Below are 14,412 nucleotides of genomic sequence, written 5' to 3'. Positions count from 1 at the left end.
AGCCCGAAAGGGCTGCCTTTTGTATGAGCGCCGCGGACAGCCCGGAGGGGGCGCGCAAGAAGGAGCATAGCAAATCCATGATCAAGTATGATCTGCCCATCACGAAGAATCCGCTCCGTACCCGAGCGGATGTCCAGGAGGCGGTCCGGCAGCTGACGGAGCCGCTGAAGCCCTATTACAGCAAGGGCGGAGCCTTGCTCCGGCTCGGCAATACGGGAGCGGTATACGAGGAACGGACCGCTCAGATGGAGGCATTTGCCCGTCCGTTGTGGGGGCTTGTGCCTCTGGCAGTCGGCGGCGGGGATTCCGACCTGTGGCATACATATGTGGAAGGCATCCGCCATGGCACCGACCCGGAGCATGAGGAATACTGGGGGGATACCGGCCATGTGGATCAGCGTTTTGTGGAAATGGCGGCCATCGGTCTGGCCTTGTGCCTGTGCCCGGACCGGATTTGGGGACCGCTGACGGAGAAGGAACGGAACAATCTCACCCGGTGGCTCCTCCAGATCAACCGGTTCGATCTGCCGCCGAACAACTGGCGGTTCTTCATTGTGTTGGCGAATCTCGGCCTGAAACGGGCGGGAGGCGAATACAGCCAGGAATCCGTAGACGGGGCGCTTGCGCTTCTGGATACCTTTTATTTGGGGGATGGCTGGTACTCCGACGGGGCCACGGATCAACGGGATTATTACGTACCGTTTGCCATGCATTTTTATGGCCTGATCTATGCCGGCATGATGGACAAGGAGGATCCGGAGCGGTGCCAAGTATATAAGGATAGTGCCGCACAGTTTGCCCGGGATTTCATCTATTGGTTTGCAGAGGATGGGTCCGCCTTGGCGTATGGCCGCAGTCTGACCTACCGCTTCGCACAAGCAGGCTTCTGGGGGGCCTTGGCTTACGCGGGAGTGGACGTGCTGGATTGGGGCGTTGTGAAGGGGCTCCTGCTGCGCAATCTGCGCTGGTGGTTCCAGCAGCCCATCTTTACTTCCGACGGCGTGCTGTCTATCGGGTATGCTTATCCCAATCTGATTATGGCCGAGGGCTATAATGCGCCGGGGTCCCCGTATTGGGCCTTTAAGGCATTTTTGCCGCTGGCTCTGGGGGAAGAGCATCCGTTATGGCAGGCGGAGGAAAAGCCGCTTCCCGCTCTTGCTCCTCTGTCTGTGCAAAAGCACGCACGGATGCTGGTCAGCCATACCGGCAATCATGTGACAGCTCTGACCTCAGGCCAATACGCCGGATTCCAGCCTGCCCATACCTCTGCCAAATACGCCAAGTTCGCTTATTCCAATGCTTTTGCTTTCAGCGTGCCCAAAGGACATACGGGTTTAGGCCAAGGTGCATATGACTCCATGCTTGCGTTAAGTGAGGGGGATGACTGGTATAAGGTCCGGCAAAGATGCGAGGAAGTCCGTGTGGAGGACAAATGGATCTACTCCCGCTGGAAGCCGTGGTCCGATGTGACGGTGGAAACCTGGCTGATTCCCGCAGGTAATTGGCATATCCGGGTACACCGGCTGTTGAATGGCCGGGATCTGACTGGTGCAGAGGGAGGTTTTGCCATTAGGTGGGAGGACCGTGTGGCGGAGGAGGCAGGCCGGAAGCTGCTCACCGAAGCTCATGATGCAGTGGCTTCCTTCAGCTGGGGAGTTAGCGGTATTGTAGATCTCCGGGGCGCGCGTACAGCGGAGATTATTCCCTGTGAGGCCAATACCAACCTGATGTTTCCGCGTACAGTGCTGCCTACTCTCCATGGTACTTACCCGAAGGGCGAGCATTGGTTAGCTGCTGCCGTTCTGGGTACACCGGACGAAGGGGAAGGGCAAGCCTCCTGGAGCACACCTCCGGTTTTCCGGGAAAACGGGGATGGCTATCAGGTTCTGGATCGGGAGAACGGGACGGTTCTGTGGAGCTTTTCCACTAATTCCCGCTGACTGCAAACCCCACCTCCTGCTAGAATGGATGAGTATGGTTGTGAAGGATACGGCTTATCCGGCAGGAGGCCGAAAGCAGAAGGAGTGCGCAAGCAGTATGAGCGGGAATGGAAAGCAGGAGCAATTGAAGGCGGCGACAGCACAGATCACACCGGAGGGTATATTGTTTAGGGACAGATACTATACCTGCCGATTGGCTCTCCGGTACAACTGGTACGAGCAGGCGCGGGTGAGAGGCGCTTGGGAGATCAGGATATTGTTTCATCCGGAGGATGATCAGCCGGAGGCCGTCTACATAGATTCGGAGCATTTTGAGGAGGAGCGGGTATGCCAGTTTATCGGCATACCCATGGAGCCATCCGAAACGGCCGCCTACCAGGCGAAGCTGCGGAAGCTGGGGGATGAACGGAGAATGCTTTACGGCAACAGGCCGCTTTTTTGATCGGCCCAAGAATCCCCTTTACACCCTTGTACCCTTTGTGAAGGCTTCGAGCCATCTTAAGGGGGACGGGGTGTTTTTGTGCTGGCCTTTAAGCCTTCACACAGGTTTAACCCTTCCGGGACGCGGGAATAGTGGATAAGGTCGGGGTTTCCCCACATGAAACCACACCGGAAAGGAGCGTACCGCATGAAGCTGTTAGCTAATTCCCGCCGTATTCCGGAGATTCTGATGGTCCCAGTTTTGGGATTGGCCTTGTACTTGCGTCTGCATTTTCTGCGAAATGGTCAATTGGAGCCGTTGGAGTGGGATCAGCTGAATTACACCAAGATGGCTCTGCAATGGTTGGAGACAGGCGTTTACGCCTATCGGGATACGGTCCCCAATACCTTGGTAACACCGGGGTTTCCTGCATTTCTCGCACTGATGTTTCGGATGTTCGGGTATGAGCAGCCGGAAAATACGCTGATGCTGGTTAGAGAGCTTCAATGCTTTATTGCGTTGATTGCCATCTGGTTCATATTCCGCACAGGCAGCAGGCTGTTTACGCCGGGGGCGGGACTGCTGGCCGCACTTTTTGCAGCCATTTATCCCTCTTACGTCTGGTCCGCCTCGCTAATTTTGACGGAAGTCATTTTTCTTTCGTCGTTTTCCGTGCTGCTATTCCTGCAGGTGCGGATCATCCAGGAGAACCGGGGGATAGACCATATTTTGGCGGGGGCGGTGCTGGCTGTGACGGTGCTGATCCGTCCCAATGTGCTGCCTTTGGCGGTAGTGCCTTACCTGCTTTTGTGGATCAAAAATCGGAGTCTTCCCTGGGCCATGATTCTTCGTGGCGCTATCTCCTTCGGCATTCTCATGCTTCCCTGGTGGGTGCGAAACTGGGTCACCTTCCATGAGTTTATCCCTATCGCCAAGGGAGAAGCGGGCAATCCGTTCCTGGGCGGAACGGATCCTTACTTCCGGGGAACCATCGACTGGGAAACCATCGGGGAAGAGGGGCAGTTCCAGGAGGGCCTAAGGAGAATACGGGAGGGGCTAATCCAGGACCCGCTGCTGTGGATCGGGTGGTTTACAGTGGGCAAGTTCCACGTGTTCTTCCGGACACTCTGGGTGGGCTCCTATCCCTTCTCCGTACCGGAGTGGTACTTCTACCTGCTCAATAAGCTGCACTTCGTATTGGTATATTCCGGGTTGGCCGTGCTGCCGGTGATGGCGCCGCGGGGCAGGGGGGCTTACGGGTATCTGCTGGCCGGTTTGGCGGTATTTTGGGGGGTGCATCAAGTGTTTATTCCGGTGGACCGCTACTTGTACGGGATGCTTCCTTTCCTAATGCTGGGGGTAGCTGGAGCAGCCGCCCAGTTAACTGCCGCCGTTGCGGCTCGCGGCAGGCTGTTATGGCCCACCTTGAGACGGACCGCCCAGGAGTAGTTTTTCCTATATAAAAAGCCACCCCCGCTCCGGATGCCGGAGGACTGGGGATGGCTTTTGTTGCTTTTTTCAAGCATACATCGTTATTTTACACTGTTGTTCAAAAGGCTTTTGGCTGAATACTCAATAATCTCGCCGCGCCGCACAATCCCGATAAAAATTCCGTTGTCATCCACAACGGGAACGAAGTTCTGGACCTTGGCCAGGCGAAGCAGATCCTCCATATTGGAATCGATCCGCACGGTTTCATGCTTGGTGCGCAGCGGCACATCGTCCAGGGTGAAGTGGTGGGCGGTTTCGAAGTTCAGGTCTTGCTTGGATTTGAAGAACCAAAGCAGGTCACCCTCTGTCACTGTACCGGCATAAGCGCCGTTTTCCTTGAGAATCGGCACAGCGGTATAGCGGTGGAATTCCATCTTCTCCAACGTCTGGCGGAGGGTGGAGTGGGTGGACAAACAGACGACCTCCTGCTTAGGCAAAAGAAAAAAAGCAATATTCATGTTTGGCTGACTCCTTATCAGAACAATTATCAGTCCCTCTCCCATTGTACCAGAAGTTGCCGGAGGATGGTACTTTGCCGGAATGTCCCGTTCACTTAACCGCATAGAAAATCTCAGCCCGCTTATCCTAATAAGGCAAAAAGCTTACCAAAAGAGGAGTGGACGGACGGATGAATCGTGCTTTGGGAACGGCTCTCTTAAGCGTAGGCGCCGCGCAGCTGCTGAAGGTGCCCATATCGTTTGCCAATACAGGGCAATGGAAATGGTCTGCGCTTACTGAATCCGGCGGGATGCCCAGCTCCCACTCCGCAGGTGCGGCTTCGCTTGCAACTTATACCGCCCTCAAAAAAGGAACCCATTCCATGGAATTCGCCATCAGCGCCCTTTATGGCCTGATCGTGATGGCGGACGCCATGGGAGTGCGGCGGCATGCCGGAGAAATCGCCGTAGAGGTGAATGCCCTGGGACAGCGGGTAGAGGTGCTATCCGGTCGCCGGCCTCCAGGCATACGCCGCAAGCGCCCTGCAGCAGAGCTGGAGGAGAGACTGGGTCATATGCCTATCGAGGTGGCTGCCGGGACTGCTCTCGGGATTGGTATCGGAGTTGCCAGCTTTTTCAGTGAATGGGGAAGGGCTAAGCCTGCGGCGGTTGTCCAAGGGGCCGCGAAGGATTGGCTCTCATGGGCCCGGAAGCGGATCGGGGTTTGACGGATGGGATCAAGCAAGCTATGATGATTCCTATCTTAAAGAATAGATAGGAGCCTGATGATCCGTGACCATTATCCCAGTTACAACCCGCCAGGAGCTGGATGCCTGCCTGGCCATCCGCATGAAGGTATTCGTTGACGAGCAGCAGGTTCCCGCTGATGAGGAACTGGACGAATATGATGTTTCCCCGCAGGCTTGCCATCATGTGCTTTTATATGATGGAGACAAGCCTGCTGCCACCGGCCGCTGGAAGGTATATGAGGATGGCACCGCCAAGCTCCAGCGGGTTGCAGTGATGAAGGAATACCGCGGCGGCGGCACGGGACGCCTGTTGATGGAGGCGCTGGAGGACAGTGCACGCCAAGCCGGAATGAAGCGGACCATCCTGGACGGCCAGTGCCAGGCCGAGGGTTTTTATAATAAGCTGGGTTATGTTACGGTTTCCACGGAGCCTTTCCTGGATGCAGGTATTCTCCATGTGCGGATGCAGAAGGAGCTGTAAATAAGTCCCGGTTATCCCTTTACATCCTCTCGGGAGCGGGCAGGCCAAGCACCTGGAAGCTGTCTCCCAGGGTCTGCCTGGTACGGTCCGTCAGCCACAAGCGGAATTGGAGCAGCGATTCCTCACCAGCCTTCAGAATGTGGCAGCGGGCATAAAATTGGTTAAACAGCGTCGCCAGTTCATGGGCATAATGGGCAATCAACTGAGGCGCCAGCTCGGCTCCTGCCGCGGCAAGAGTTTCCTGCCAGCCGGACAGGTGGCGCAGCAGCCCGTGCTCCTCCTCCGCAAGCAGCGGGAAGCTTTCCGGTACTGCGAACGCAGTGACGCCGGAGGCTTCTTTTGCTTTGTGGAGAACCTTACAGGAGCGGGCATAAGCATACATCAGGTAGATGCCTGTATTGCCAGTGACCTCCGTCGCCTGATCCAGATCAAATACGACCTCCGTCTGCAAGCTGTAGCGCAGCAGGTAATAACGGATTGCGGCAGCAGCCAGCACCTTGCTGGAGACTCCGTTTTGGTCCTCTTGCTTGTTGCGGATAATCTCCTCCATCCGGGTGAGCAGGGTCTGATTGCGGATACCGATGCCCTGTCTGCCTGACATAGCGTAGGAGGGTTTCCCCGCACTGGTGTCCACCCCCAGCTCGGCCGCTGAAGCTGGGCTTAGCGAAACCACGCCGTAAGCCACATGGTGGAGGTTGTCCGCCTGCTTATGAAAACCAAGAGCGGCCAGCGCCTGCTTCACCACCGCCTGCGGATATTCCTGGCGCTGGTCGATGACGTTAATGACCATCTCGCCGCTTCCGAAGGGCAGGTCTCCCGCACCTTCCGCCGCCGTGGTCCAAACCGGGGCGTTCCAGTGCTGGTACCGGAAATTCCGTCCCAGTAGACCGAACTTCCACAGGTGGTAGGCAATGTCCTTGGCCGTATAGGTCAGAATACCGTTGGAGCGTACCAGCACCTTGTCGGCCACAAACTCCGTCTCTGCTTCTGTTGCACTTTCCCCCTCATGCTGCTTCAGAATCCAACAGCCTGCAAGCATGCCTTCCTCCACCCGAACAAAAAGCCCCGTCGTCTCCAGCAATTGGGCTGCCGCATCCCAGAAGCCCTCCCGCACAATATTACTCTCCCACACCAGAAGATCGTAACCGATTTGAAAACCGGCCATTTCCTCCAGATGCTCCTTCACAATCCGCTCTGCGGTTACGGCTCCCAGCCATGCAAGATTATTCCCGCCTTCTTCCAGTGCATGGAGCACACGGCTCCGCTCCTCCGTAAGCCCTGGCTTCTCCTGATACCTGCGGTTTATCGCCGCATACAGGTCCCAGCAGTAATCGCCGAAGCGCTGCTGCGTACCCTCCATGGGAAGCTGGAGAAGTCCCACCATCGTATCTGCCAACTGGTTGCCCAAGTCGTCGATGTAGTTGTGGATCTCCACCTGGTAACCCAGCCGCTTTAACAATCTGCCCAGGGTATCCCCGATGCAGGAGTTGCGGAGGTGGCCAATGTGCGCGCTTTTGTTAGGGTTTATACTGGTGTGTTCAATAATCACTTTCCCGGACGGGGCAGGGGGGAGGGTGAAGGAGGAGCCGGCCCATTCCCGCCAATCCACATAGAAGTTGACAAACCCGGGAGGCGCGGTTTCAATCCGGGCCATCATACGGCCAAGCCACGGGTCCAGCCGCAGGAGTCTGGCCAGCTCCTCCGCCAGCTTCATCGGGGGAAGGCGCAGCCGCTTGGCCAACTGGAGGGGAGCGTTGGTTGCATAATCCCCATGCCGCAGCTGTCCCGGCTGCTCTACAGTAAGCCGCAGCTCTCCAGCACTGCCCACGCTCCCGTCTCCGGCTTCCCGCAGCAGCTCCCTTACCCCATTTTCCACAGACGCTCTGACCTTTTGACCCAACATGCCCATGCCGCCACCTCCACAATTGGTTCCATTCTCGTTTCTGCGTAAAACAAAAAAAGCCTCCGTCTCATCAAAGAGACGAAAGCTGACGCATTCGCGGTACCACTCTTATTGCCTCCCGCTTACGGGAAGCCACTCGGACAAAGATAACGGTTTTACCGGGATTCTTCTGAAGGAATCCATCTCATGGGCCCGTTCGCATGAGGGAGGCGTACCGGGTTCCACCATCTCCGGCTCGCTGGGACTACCTGCCCGAATGCTACTCTTCCATTTCACAGATATTGAAAATATTGGACCCATTATAGCAGCTGCCATCGCTCGCCGCAAGACCCCGGGTGGGACTTTATCGGAATGCGTACTCGAAAAACCAATTATAAATTACCGGTAGCCTCCCGAAGTCGGCCATTGTATATGAAAAATCATATATAAAACCCCACTCCCAGCCCCATACACCGGATTAAGCTTGAAAAATCATATACAACATCCTTGATTGGCCCTATCCCCGGCAATTATGCTCGAAAAATCATACATAGTATAGAAAAAACCCTTGATAATCAAGGGTTTTATGCCGAGTAGCAGAATCGAACTGCTAATTGTGCATTACGAGTGCACTGTTATGCCATTTAACTAACTCGGCAAAAACAACGGCAAAAAGAATTATAGTACAACAAATCCCATTTTTCAATGGGGTTATCAAAAAATTTCGGCGGTTATTTAAATTGCCTATGAAACCTCATAACTGGTAGAATGTACCTACCAAACTACCAAGGAGAGGTTTAAATGAAGAAGATCGCCTTTGCAGGAATGATTACTGCGGTTTCGTTTGTATCCATGTCCATCGGAGCTGTCGCGGCCTCCAATCTGGAAGAAATTCAAGCCTATTTGAACAAGGGAGTATCCATTACCCTGCACGGCGAAAAGTGGACGCCTAAGGACAGCGATGGCAGCACACTCTATCCGATCACCTATAACGGCAGCACCTACCTACCGGTTCGGGCTGTAGCGGAAGCCGCGGGATTGCCTGTGGAGTGGAAGGGGGACACTCAAACGGTTGCTCTTGGTGAGAGCAAGACGGAGGTGGTCAGCCTGAGCGAGAACGAGATGGTCATGAAATATATTGATGTGTATATCAACGGTACTGATCTGTCGGCAAAGCAGCAGTTTGTGAAGGATTACATTCACCCTGAAATGCAGTCTATATTCACTTTAGGAGCTATGAGTGTTCCAACTGAAGCCGATATTCGCAAGTCGCCGAAATTAGTCCAAAGTATCGATTATACAAACGAGAAGACCGGGAAACCAGGGAGGATGGTATTAGTCCAGTCTGATGGAAATAGGGAAGATATATTTTATATATATGAAGTCAAATTGGGTACTGTTTTTAGTGACAAGCATTCCGAAACATTCACAGCAATGAGAAAGCTCTTTAACTGATCGTAACATGCAAAATCTGTGTAAAAACGTTTCTGTTATAAACATCTAAGCGGTGCGGATGATATCATGGAAAATTGATTTAGCCTAACAAAACCAGAAACCGTAGCTACTCCGCACTGCCACACATCCGCCTGCGTCTCCCATTTTGGGAAATGCAGGCGGATTTTTTTAGGCGCACTTTTGAACCACCGGCCGCGGGCGGGCATATTGTATTCTACGCGAGCGCCTCGTGAAGGCACCCCTATGAAAGGTCGGTGGATAAGCATGTCCAAAAACAAAACCGTCAAAAAGAATGACCCGCCCTCAAGTCTCGACCGGAACCGCTTCAATATGAAGGTAGTCACCTCCGATACCTGCCGGTCCTGCAAAACCCCTTGCTCCCGCGGGTTACGGTATGTGGAGCACATGAATGAGCCCGGCTCCGTCGGCATCGGGGTGCCCTGCATTCTGACCCGGGGTAAAGGCTACAAGTAGCCGGCCCCTCCCTTGGAGACAAAAATAAACCGCCTAGCAGGCGGCATACACGAGTCGGAACCTTATGGAATTCTATGTAATGCCTAACCGCTGCCGTTTCATCTCCTGTACAATCAGAATATCCAGACGCTGGCTCAGGGCAAGCACCCGGGGATCCAGAAGGTTAAACTGGTTCTGTTCGGCGAGATGGACCAGCAGCTTTTTCAATTCGCAGATTTCAACATCTAGTCTGTTGGGCAAAGGCTGCATGCGTCGTCCTCCACGAAAGAAACGTTGTTGGATCAAATGTAATTTGTTGGATTATGTAAGCTGCTAATTAATTGTAACGGATAAATATCCGCCAGATCAAGCGGTTGTTGTTGGAAAGCCCGGACTAATCCGGCCGCGCCCGAATAGACTGGTTGTATCAAACGCCGGAGAGGGGGATCGGCATGGACATCGTCTGGAAAGGCAATCAGCATACCAACTCCAGCCCGCGTAACGGGATTGTTCCTTTTGTCATCGTCAATCACATCTCGACAGGCACCATGAGCAGTATGGACAACTGGTTTATCGACCCCGGCAACCAGGTTTCCTCCGCCCATTTCGGGGTAGCCCGGGACGGCAGGATCCATCAATATGTGGCTGTGGACCGGATGGCCTGGGCTAACGGGATTCCGCAATCGCAATTTGCCAGAGCGACAGCCCAAGTCGTGCATGATATGAATATGAATCCGAACTTATACACCGTCTCCATCGAACACGAAGGAACGAATGGGGATTTGACGGAAGCCCAGTTCCAATCCTCCGTCTGGCTGCACCGGCATATCCGGAAGATCATCCGGGATACCTGGCAGAGGGATTTTCCGCTGGACACCTACCATGTGTTGGGGCATTACCAAATCAATCCGGTCCAGAAGCCGGACTGTCCGGGGCCGAAATTTCCTTGGGCCCGGCTGTACCAAACCCTGGCTGAGCCGGAGATAGGAGATGAGGAGATGGAAGAGCTGCTTGCCCGTTTAACGGCATTGGAAGCGCAAAAGGCGCAGTTGGAGGCGAGAGTGGCGGCGCTGGAGGCTGTGGAGCATCTTCCGGGCATACCCGAATGGGCGCAGGAGGCTGTAAACAAAGCAGTCGCCCAAGGGCTGATTGATACCCCGCAGGGAGGCTCCTTTGATTTCTACCGTTTTCTGACCATTCTAAACCGCAAGGGCCTGCTCGGGTAATGCAACAAAGTCTATCACGCTACGAAAAAACGGCACCTCCCGGGAAAGGATTTCCCTAAGGGGGTGCCGTGTTGTGTTTTCCTTACAGCCGTGCCAGGCTTGCCTTCAGACGGCTCAGGGCTTCGGCCTTGCCGATAATCTCCAGAATGTCGGTGGCGCCTCCAGGTGTGTTCATCAGGCCGGAAACGGCCACACGGGCTACCCACATCAGGGCTCCGGCTTTGATGCCGGCAGCTTCACTCAGGTTCTTCAGACGCTCGAACAGAGCATCATTCTCCCAAACATCCGCCGATTCCAGCGAATCGATGATGGTGGGGAGCAGTTCCTTGGCCAGCTCGGCAGTGACCTTGTTCTTCTTGTTGACGAACAGCTCCACATCCAGCTCCGGCATGGCTTCGAAGAAGGCGACCATCTCCGGGATCTGGGAAAACTTCTCCAGACGGGACTGGATCAGGGTCAGCAGCTTGTCCTTGTTGATTTCCGGCTTCGTAATGGCCTTCTCCAGGTAAGGAGCGGCCAAGGTACGGAAGGCGTCAACGGGCAGCTTGCGGATGTATGCGCTGTTGAACCAAAGAAGCTTGTCGTAGTCGAATACAGCCGGGGACTTGTTGATGGTGTCCACACTGAATACACGAGACAGATCCTCCAGGTTGAAGAACTCTTCATTGGTGTTCCCCGGGCTCCAGCCCAGAAGCGCAATGTAGTTAATGATAGCCTCGGGCAGGTATCCATCCTCCACCAGATCCTGGAAGCTGACGGAGCCGTGGCGCTTGGACAGCTTGGACACCGAGCCGTCCTCATTCCGGCCCATAATGAGCGGCAGATGCACGAAGATCGGCGTTTCCCAGCCGAACATGCTGTACAGCTGCACATACAGAGGGGTGGAGGTGACATACTCGGAGCCGCGGACCACATGGGTAATATCCATCAGATGGTCGTCCACTACGTTGGCCAGATTGTATGTAGGATAACCGTCGGCTTTGATCAGGACTGCATCCTGAAGCTCCGCATTGTCAATGGAGATTTCGCCGAATACCGTGTCCGTATAGGAGGTTGTGCCGGTCAAAGGATTCTTTTGGCGGATGACATACGGCAGGCCGGCTGCCAGCTTGGCTTCCACCTCGGCTTGGGACAAGCTCCGGCAGTGGCGGTCATAGCCGCCTGCACCGTTTTCCCCTTGGAGAGAGGAGAGGCGTTCTTTATCGCAGAAGCAATAGTACGCATGGCCGTTCTCCACCAGCTTGCGGGCATGCTCCAGGTAAATGTCTTTGCGTTCGCTTTGCACGTAAGGCCCGCGGCTGCCGCCGATATCGGGGCCTTCATCGTGGTGCAATCCCGCCAGGTTCAGGGTATCATAGATGACCTGGACGGCTTGATCCACCAGCCGTTCACGGTCCGTATCCTCGATCCGGAGTATGAAGGTGCCTCCTTTGGACTTGGCCAGCAGATAGGCGTATAGAGCGGTTCTCAGGTTGCCGATATGCATGTAGCCGGTTGGGCTGGGTGCGAATCTGGTTACGATGGGGTTCATCATGGTTACGTGGCTGCTCCTTCTTGAATCTTGTTTATAAGCTACTCCATATTGTAGCAGGAAGCCGGCATAAAGCCAATGCCCCGGGAGTTTGGGGGCCTGTCGGGAGGGCTGTGAAAAGGGAGAGCTTTTTTTCAAGAAAAAATTAACTTGCTTCGCAACTCTTTCCGTTTGTCCGAGTATAACTTGGTATCAAATTTCTTCAGCATGCGGAGGTACATAATGACGAGATTCAGAAGAGTGGCGGCTTTGACGCTGGCCTTCTTCCTGGTGGCCGGAGGAGCGGCGATTGCCGGCTCCCGGTGGGGCTCCTACGAAGGATATTCCAAGGTCCAGGTGAATGCCAACGGATCAACAATTAACAGCGCGGTTCCCGCGATCATGATGAATGGCGCAACGATGCTGCCCTTGCGGGAGACTGCATCGGCGTTGAATTCCTTTATCAAGTGGGATGACGGCAGTCAGACGGCCAATATCTACCGGCCCAATGTGAACATGATCGTGTCCCAGGAGCTGGATGAGAAGAAAGGCACCGTCACCAGCATTTCCAAACCCTTCTTTAAAGTAGGCTTGGGGTACAATATCCGGTTTTTCGTTTTCGTCCAGATGGATTCCCTCAAGACCACTGTGGACGGCTTCAAAATCAGTGTGCTGGATCCCAACGGCAATGAGCTGGACAGCCGGGTATCCTCCGAATCCATCTATGATTATCTGTGGTCCAACGCCGCCTTCAATATCAAATTCTCCGAAGCCGGGAATTATACCGTCCGGTTCGCCCTTAAGGTGGACGGAGATTTCGTAACCGTAGGCGAAAAGCTGATCGTATCCGAGTAACCTCTGCCAAGCGCAGGTCGCCTTCCAAAACGAAACCGATTATGTTACATTGAGAAGAGTCGCCGTCAGGTGACTCTTTTCTTGTATCATATCCGCAATACCAGATGCTGATTGAAGAAGGTGACTGACTGATGAATCATAACAGTGGCAATGTTTGGTTTGACCGTTTCGCCAATGCCGGTGAAGGTGACTGTGCAGCGGTGGGCGGGGAGCTTGTCCGTGGCGGCTATGCTGCCTTCAGCGACCTGCTGGACGGCTTGCGCCGGCGATTGGCCGAGGCGGAAGAGGAGCAAATGGCTCAATTGAAGGAGCTGGTGGAGAAGGGCAGGCGTCTGATCCCTGATCCCGGAGCCATCAGTCCGTCATGGGAGACCGTATGGGAGGATTTCGACCGGTACATCGGCTATAAGCAGGAGGCGATGTCCACAGTAGCGGTGCCGGAGCGGGCAGGGGAGTGGCAGATTGTCATGAACAACCCCTATACCAATGAAGGAATCGCCTGTTACCCCGGCTTGTCCTTTCCCGAGGCGACATATCTCTACGCATACTTCCGCAAGGATCTGAAGAAGAATGAATATCTGCGGCTACAAAAAATCGTGAATCTGCTGATGGTGCAGGGCGACTGATTTTGGAGCTTCATTGACCTGCTTCTGGGAAAATGTTACGATACAAGAAGCACGTACATCACATGAAATGAGGTTTCCAAATGACCGAACACAACCACGATTGCGGTTGCGGGCATGATCATGACCATGAACACGAAGAAGAAGTCTTCTTGATTGCCGATGAAGAAGGCGTCGAACGCGAAATGGTAATGGTTTATTCCTTCGAATGCGACGAGAACGTATACGCTGTGCTGCTTGACCGGAACAATCCGGAATCCGACGGCGTCATCTTCCGTATTGAACAGGAAGGCGAGGACGCTTACCTGGTCAACATCGAGAACGATGAAGAGTGGCAGAAGGTTGTTGCCGCTTATGACGAGATCGTTGCCAGCGAACAACAATAAATAATGCCTGTAAGTCAAAGCCCGCTCCGGTCAGGAGCGGGCTTTGCTGCGTTCGCAGTGGGATATATCAGGCTACTTGCGGGGGTTGTAATACATCACCCGGCCATTGAACAGATGCAGCTCGGCCTTGAGCTTACGGGCCAGATGCTTGCAGAATTCATTGGCCTTGGACTTATCCCCGTGGGTGGCGCCGTCCGGCAGCACCACTTGGATATAATGGCGTTCCTGGCCATCGCTGTCCTCCGTACCTACTCCGGTCACAATGTACCGGTAAGCCTGATGGTTGCCTTTTAAGTAAAACCAGGTATCCTTGCCTTTGGGTGCGGTTTCAATCGTATACGGAAAACCCTTGTCATCGTATTCCCAGTCCAATTGCTGTGCTGTCAGCTCCAGCTGGCTCCTGTAAGCGTTCAGGAGCTCCCTCAGATCCTCCAGGGATACGGATGGCACCGCAGATCCCTCCACCAGCTTGATATAGGCATTCTGGCTCATAACAATCCCTC

16 protein-coding genes, 1 tRNA gene and 1 other annotated feature are annotated in these 14,412 nt (G+C 54.4%); of the genes, 11 read left to right on the top strand and 6 right to left on the bottom strand.

What is annotated here, in order from left to right:
* The first annotated feature begins 23 nt into the window (after positions 1-23).
* The 3 genes from ACI1P1_RS13895 (at position 24) to ACI1P1_RS13885 (ending at position 3,810) form a co-directional block, all read left to right on the top strand.
* The gene (locus tag ACI1P1_RS13895) at positions 24-1,940 is read left to right on the top strand and encodes a DUF2264 domain-containing protein (protein WP_416216995.1); all 1,917 of its coding nucleotides are present in this window, start codon (positions 24-26) and stop codon (positions 1,938-1,940) included.
* 97 nt (positions 1,941-2,037) lie between these two features.
* Entirely contained in the window at positions 2,038-2,382 is a 345-nt protein-coding gene (locus tag ACI1P1_RS13890) for a hypothetical protein (protein WP_416216994.1), read from the top strand.
* A 186-nt stretch (positions 2,383-2,568) separates the two neighbouring features.
* The gene (locus ACI1P1_RS13885) at positions 2,569-3,810 is read left to right on the top strand and encodes an ArnT family glycosyltransferase (protein WP_416216993.1); all 1,242 of its coding nucleotides are present in this window, start codon (positions 2,569-2,571) and stop codon (positions 3,808-3,810) included.
* Between the two features lie 83 nt (positions 3,811-3,893).
* On the opposite strand, the gene ACI1P1_RS13880 is transcribed toward ACI1P1_RS13885, so the two are convergent.
* Positions 3,894-4,310, bottom strand: a complete 417-nt coding sequence (locus ACI1P1_RS13880; RefSeq protein ID WP_416216992.1) for a CBS domain-containing protein — start codon at positions 4,308-4,310, stop codon at positions 3,894-3,896.
* A gap of 170 nt (positions 4,311-4,480) precedes the next feature.
* Here ACI1P1_RS13880 and ACI1P1_RS13875 point away from each other — a divergent pair, with 170 nt between their 5' ends.
* Together ACI1P1_RS13875 and ACI1P1_RS13870 are read left to right on the top strand one after the other, a co-directional pair.
* Positions 4,481-5,017: a divergent PAP2 family protein gene (locus ACI1P1_RS13875; RefSeq protein ID WP_416216991.1), complete on the top strand. Its 537-nt coding sequence runs from the start codon at positions 4,481-4,483 to the stop codon at positions 5,015-5,017.
* 121 nt (positions 5,018-5,138) lie between these two features.
* Positions 5,139-5,519, top strand: a complete 381-nt coding sequence (locus tag ACI1P1_RS13870) for a GNAT family N-acetyltransferase (RefSeq protein ID WP_416217140.1) — start codon at positions 5,139-5,141, stop codon at positions 5,517-5,519.
* Between the two features lie 19 nt (positions 5,520-5,538).
* Here ACI1P1_RS13870 and ACI1P1_RS13865 read toward each other — a convergent pair whose 3' ends face one another.
* On the bottom strand, positions 5,539-7,422 hold the full coding sequence (locus ACI1P1_RS13865; protein WP_416217139.1) for an arginine--tRNA ligase: 1,884 nt from the start codon (positions 7,420-7,422) through the stop codon (positions 5,539-5,541).
* 71 nt (positions 7,423-7,493) lie between these two features.
* Positions 7,494-7,707, bottom strand: a binding site (T-box leader).
* Positions 7,708-7,988: 281 nt separating this feature from the next.
* A tRNA-Thr gene (locus tag ACI1P1_RS13860) sits at positions 7,989-8,059 on the bottom strand.
* A gap of 143 nt (positions 8,060-8,202) precedes the next feature.
* On the opposite strand from ACI1P1_RS13860, the gene ACI1P1_RS13855 reads away from it, so the two are divergent.
* Both ACI1P1_RS13855 and ACI1P1_RS13850 read left to right on the top strand, forming a co-directional pair.
* Positions 8,203-8,856 carry a stalk domain-containing protein gene (locus tag ACI1P1_RS13855; protein ID WP_416216990.1) on the top strand — a complete coding sequence of 218 codons (654 nt, stop codon included), beginning with the start codon at positions 8,203-8,205 and terminating at the stop codon, positions 8,854-8,856.
* A 264-nt stretch (positions 8,857-9,120) separates the two neighbouring features.
* Positions 9,121-9,330, top strand: coding sequence for a hypothetical protein (locus ACI1P1_RS13850; protein WP_416216989.1), 210 nt, complete (start codon positions 9,121-9,123; stop codon positions 9,328-9,330).
* Positions 9,331-9,402: 72 nt separating this feature from the next.
* Here ACI1P1_RS13850 and ACI1P1_RS13845 read toward each other — a convergent pair whose 3' ends face one another.
* Entirely contained in the window at positions 9,403-9,579 is a 177-nt protein-coding gene (locus ACI1P1_RS13845) for an aspartyl-phosphate phosphatase Spo0E family protein (RefSeq protein ID WP_416216988.1), read from the bottom strand.
* 182 nt (positions 9,580-9,761) lie between these two features.
* Here ACI1P1_RS13845 and ACI1P1_RS13840 point away from each other — a divergent pair, with 182 nt between their 5' ends.
* On the top strand, positions 9,762-10,535 hold the full coding sequence (locus ACI1P1_RS13840; protein ID WP_416216986.1) for an N-acetylmuramoyl-L-alanine amidase: 774 nt from the start codon (positions 9,762-9,764) through the stop codon (positions 10,533-10,535).
* A gap of 82 nt (positions 10,536-10,617) precedes the next feature.
* On the opposite strand, the gene gltX is transcribed toward ACI1P1_RS13840, so the two are convergent.
* Positions 10,618-12,069, bottom strand: coding sequence for a glutamate--tRNA ligase (gene gltX / locus ACI1P1_RS13835; protein ID WP_416216985.1), 1,452 nt, complete (start codon positions 12,067-12,069; stop codon positions 10,618-10,620).
* A 219-nt stretch (positions 12,070-12,288) separates the two neighbouring features.
* Here gltX and ACI1P1_RS13830 point away from each other — a divergent pair, with 219 nt between their 5' ends.
* From ACI1P1_RS13830 to ACI1P1_RS13820, 3 genes are all read left to right on the top strand, one after another.
* Complete coding sequence (locus ACI1P1_RS13830) at positions 12,289-12,900, top strand: stalk domain-containing protein (protein ID WP_416216984.1); 612 nt, start codon at positions 12,289-12,291, stop codon at positions 12,898-12,900.
* Positions 12,901-13,031: 131 nt separating this feature from the next.
* Positions 13,032-13,526, top strand: a complete 495-nt coding sequence (locus ACI1P1_RS13825; RefSeq protein WP_416216983.1) for a hypothetical protein — start codon at positions 13,032-13,034, stop codon at positions 13,524-13,526.
* Between the two features lie 80 nt (positions 13,527-13,606).
* Complete coding sequence (locus ACI1P1_RS13820) at positions 13,607-13,909, top strand: DUF1292 domain-containing protein (protein WP_416216982.1); 303 nt, start codon at positions 13,607-13,609, stop codon at positions 13,907-13,909.
* Positions 13,910-13,981: 72 nt separating this feature from the next.
* Here the strand turns inward: ACI1P1_RS13820 and ACI1P1_RS13815 are convergent, their stop codons facing one another.
* Positions 13,982-14,401, bottom strand: coding sequence for a DUF1885 family protein (locus ACI1P1_RS13815; RefSeq protein WP_416216981.1), 420 nt, complete (start codon positions 14,399-14,401; stop codon positions 13,982-13,984).
* Between the last annotated feature and the right edge of the window lie 11 nt (positions 14,402-14,412).

This window comes from Paenibacillus mesotrionivorans (assembly GCF_046098205.1).
GTDB classification, from domain to species: Bacteria; Bacillota; Bacilli; order Paenibacillales; family NBRC-103111; genus Paenibacillus_AR; species Paenibacillus_AR mesotrionivorans.
Note: the sequence above shows the minus strand (reverse complement) of the source record. Positions and strands in the feature narration are given on the sequence as shown.

What these genes read in the sequence shown, in the direction of transcription:
- ACI1P1_RS13865 (WP_416217139.1), bottom strand. Translation starts at nt 7,422, where the DNA reads ATGTTGGGTCAAAAGGTCAGAGCGTCTGTGGAAAATGGGGTAAGGGAG.
- gltX (WP_416216985.1), bottom strand. Translation starts at nt 12,069, where the DNA reads ATGATGAACCCCATCGTAACCAGATTCGCACCCAGCCCAACCGGCTAC.
- ACI1P1_RS13850 (WP_416216989.1), top strand. Translation starts at nt 9,121, where the DNA reads ATGTCCAAAAACAAAACCGTCAAAAAGAATGACCCGCCCTCAAGTCTC.
- ACI1P1_RS13880 (WP_416216992.1), bottom strand. Translation starts at nt 4,310, where the DNA reads ATGAATATTGCTTTTTTTCTTTTGCCTAAGCAGGAGGTCGTCTGTTTG.
- ACI1P1_RS13840 (WP_416216986.1), top strand. Translation starts at nt 9,762, where the DNA reads ATGGACATCGTCTGGAAAGGCAATCAGCATACCAACTCCAGCCCGCGT.
- ACI1P1_RS13825 (WP_416216983.1), top strand. Translation starts at nt 13,032, where the DNA reads ATGAATCATAACAGTGGCAATGTTTGGTTTGACCGTTTCGCCAATGCC.
- ACI1P1_RS13845 (WP_416216988.1), bottom strand. Translation starts at nt 9,579, where the DNA reads ATGCAGCCTTTGCCCAACAGACTAGATGTTGAAATCTGCGAATTGAAA.
- ACI1P1_RS13885 (WP_416216993.1), top strand. Translation starts at nt 2,569, where the DNA reads ATGAAGCTGTTAGCTAATTCCCGCCGTATTCCGGAGATTCTGATGGTC.
- ACI1P1_RS13870 (WP_416217140.1), top strand. Translation starts at nt 5,139, where the DNA reads ATGAAGGTATTCGTTGACGAGCAGCAGGTTCCCGCTGATGAGGAACTG.
- ACI1P1_RS13815 (WP_416216981.1), bottom strand. Translation starts at nt 14,401, where the DNA reads ATGAGCCAGAATGCCTATATCAAGCTGGTGGAGGGATCTGCGGTGCCA.
- ACI1P1_RS13895 (WP_416216995.1), top strand. Translation starts at nt 24, where the DNA reads ATGAGCGCCGCGGACAGCCCGGAGGGGGCGCGCAAGAAGGAGCATAGC.
- ACI1P1_RS13830 (WP_416216984.1), top strand. Translation starts at nt 12,289, where the DNA reads ATGACGAGATTCAGAAGAGTGGCGGCTTTGACGCTGGCCTTCTTCCTG.
- ACI1P1_RS13855 (WP_416216990.1), top strand. Translation starts at nt 8,203, where the DNA reads ATGAAGAAGATCGCCTTTGCAGGAATGATTACTGCGGTTTCGTTTGTA.
- ACI1P1_RS13875 (WP_416216991.1), top strand. Translation starts at nt 4,481, where the DNA reads ATGAATCGTGCTTTGGGAACGGCTCTCTTAAGCGTAGGCGCCGCGCAG.
- ACI1P1_RS13890 (WP_416216994.1), top strand. Translation starts at nt 2,038, where the DNA reads ATGAGCGGGAATGGAAAGCAGGAGCAATTGAAGGCGGCGACAGCACAG.
- ACI1P1_RS13820 (WP_416216982.1), top strand. Translation starts at nt 13,607, where the DNA reads ATGACCGAACACAACCACGATTGCGGTTGCGGGCATGATCATGACCAT.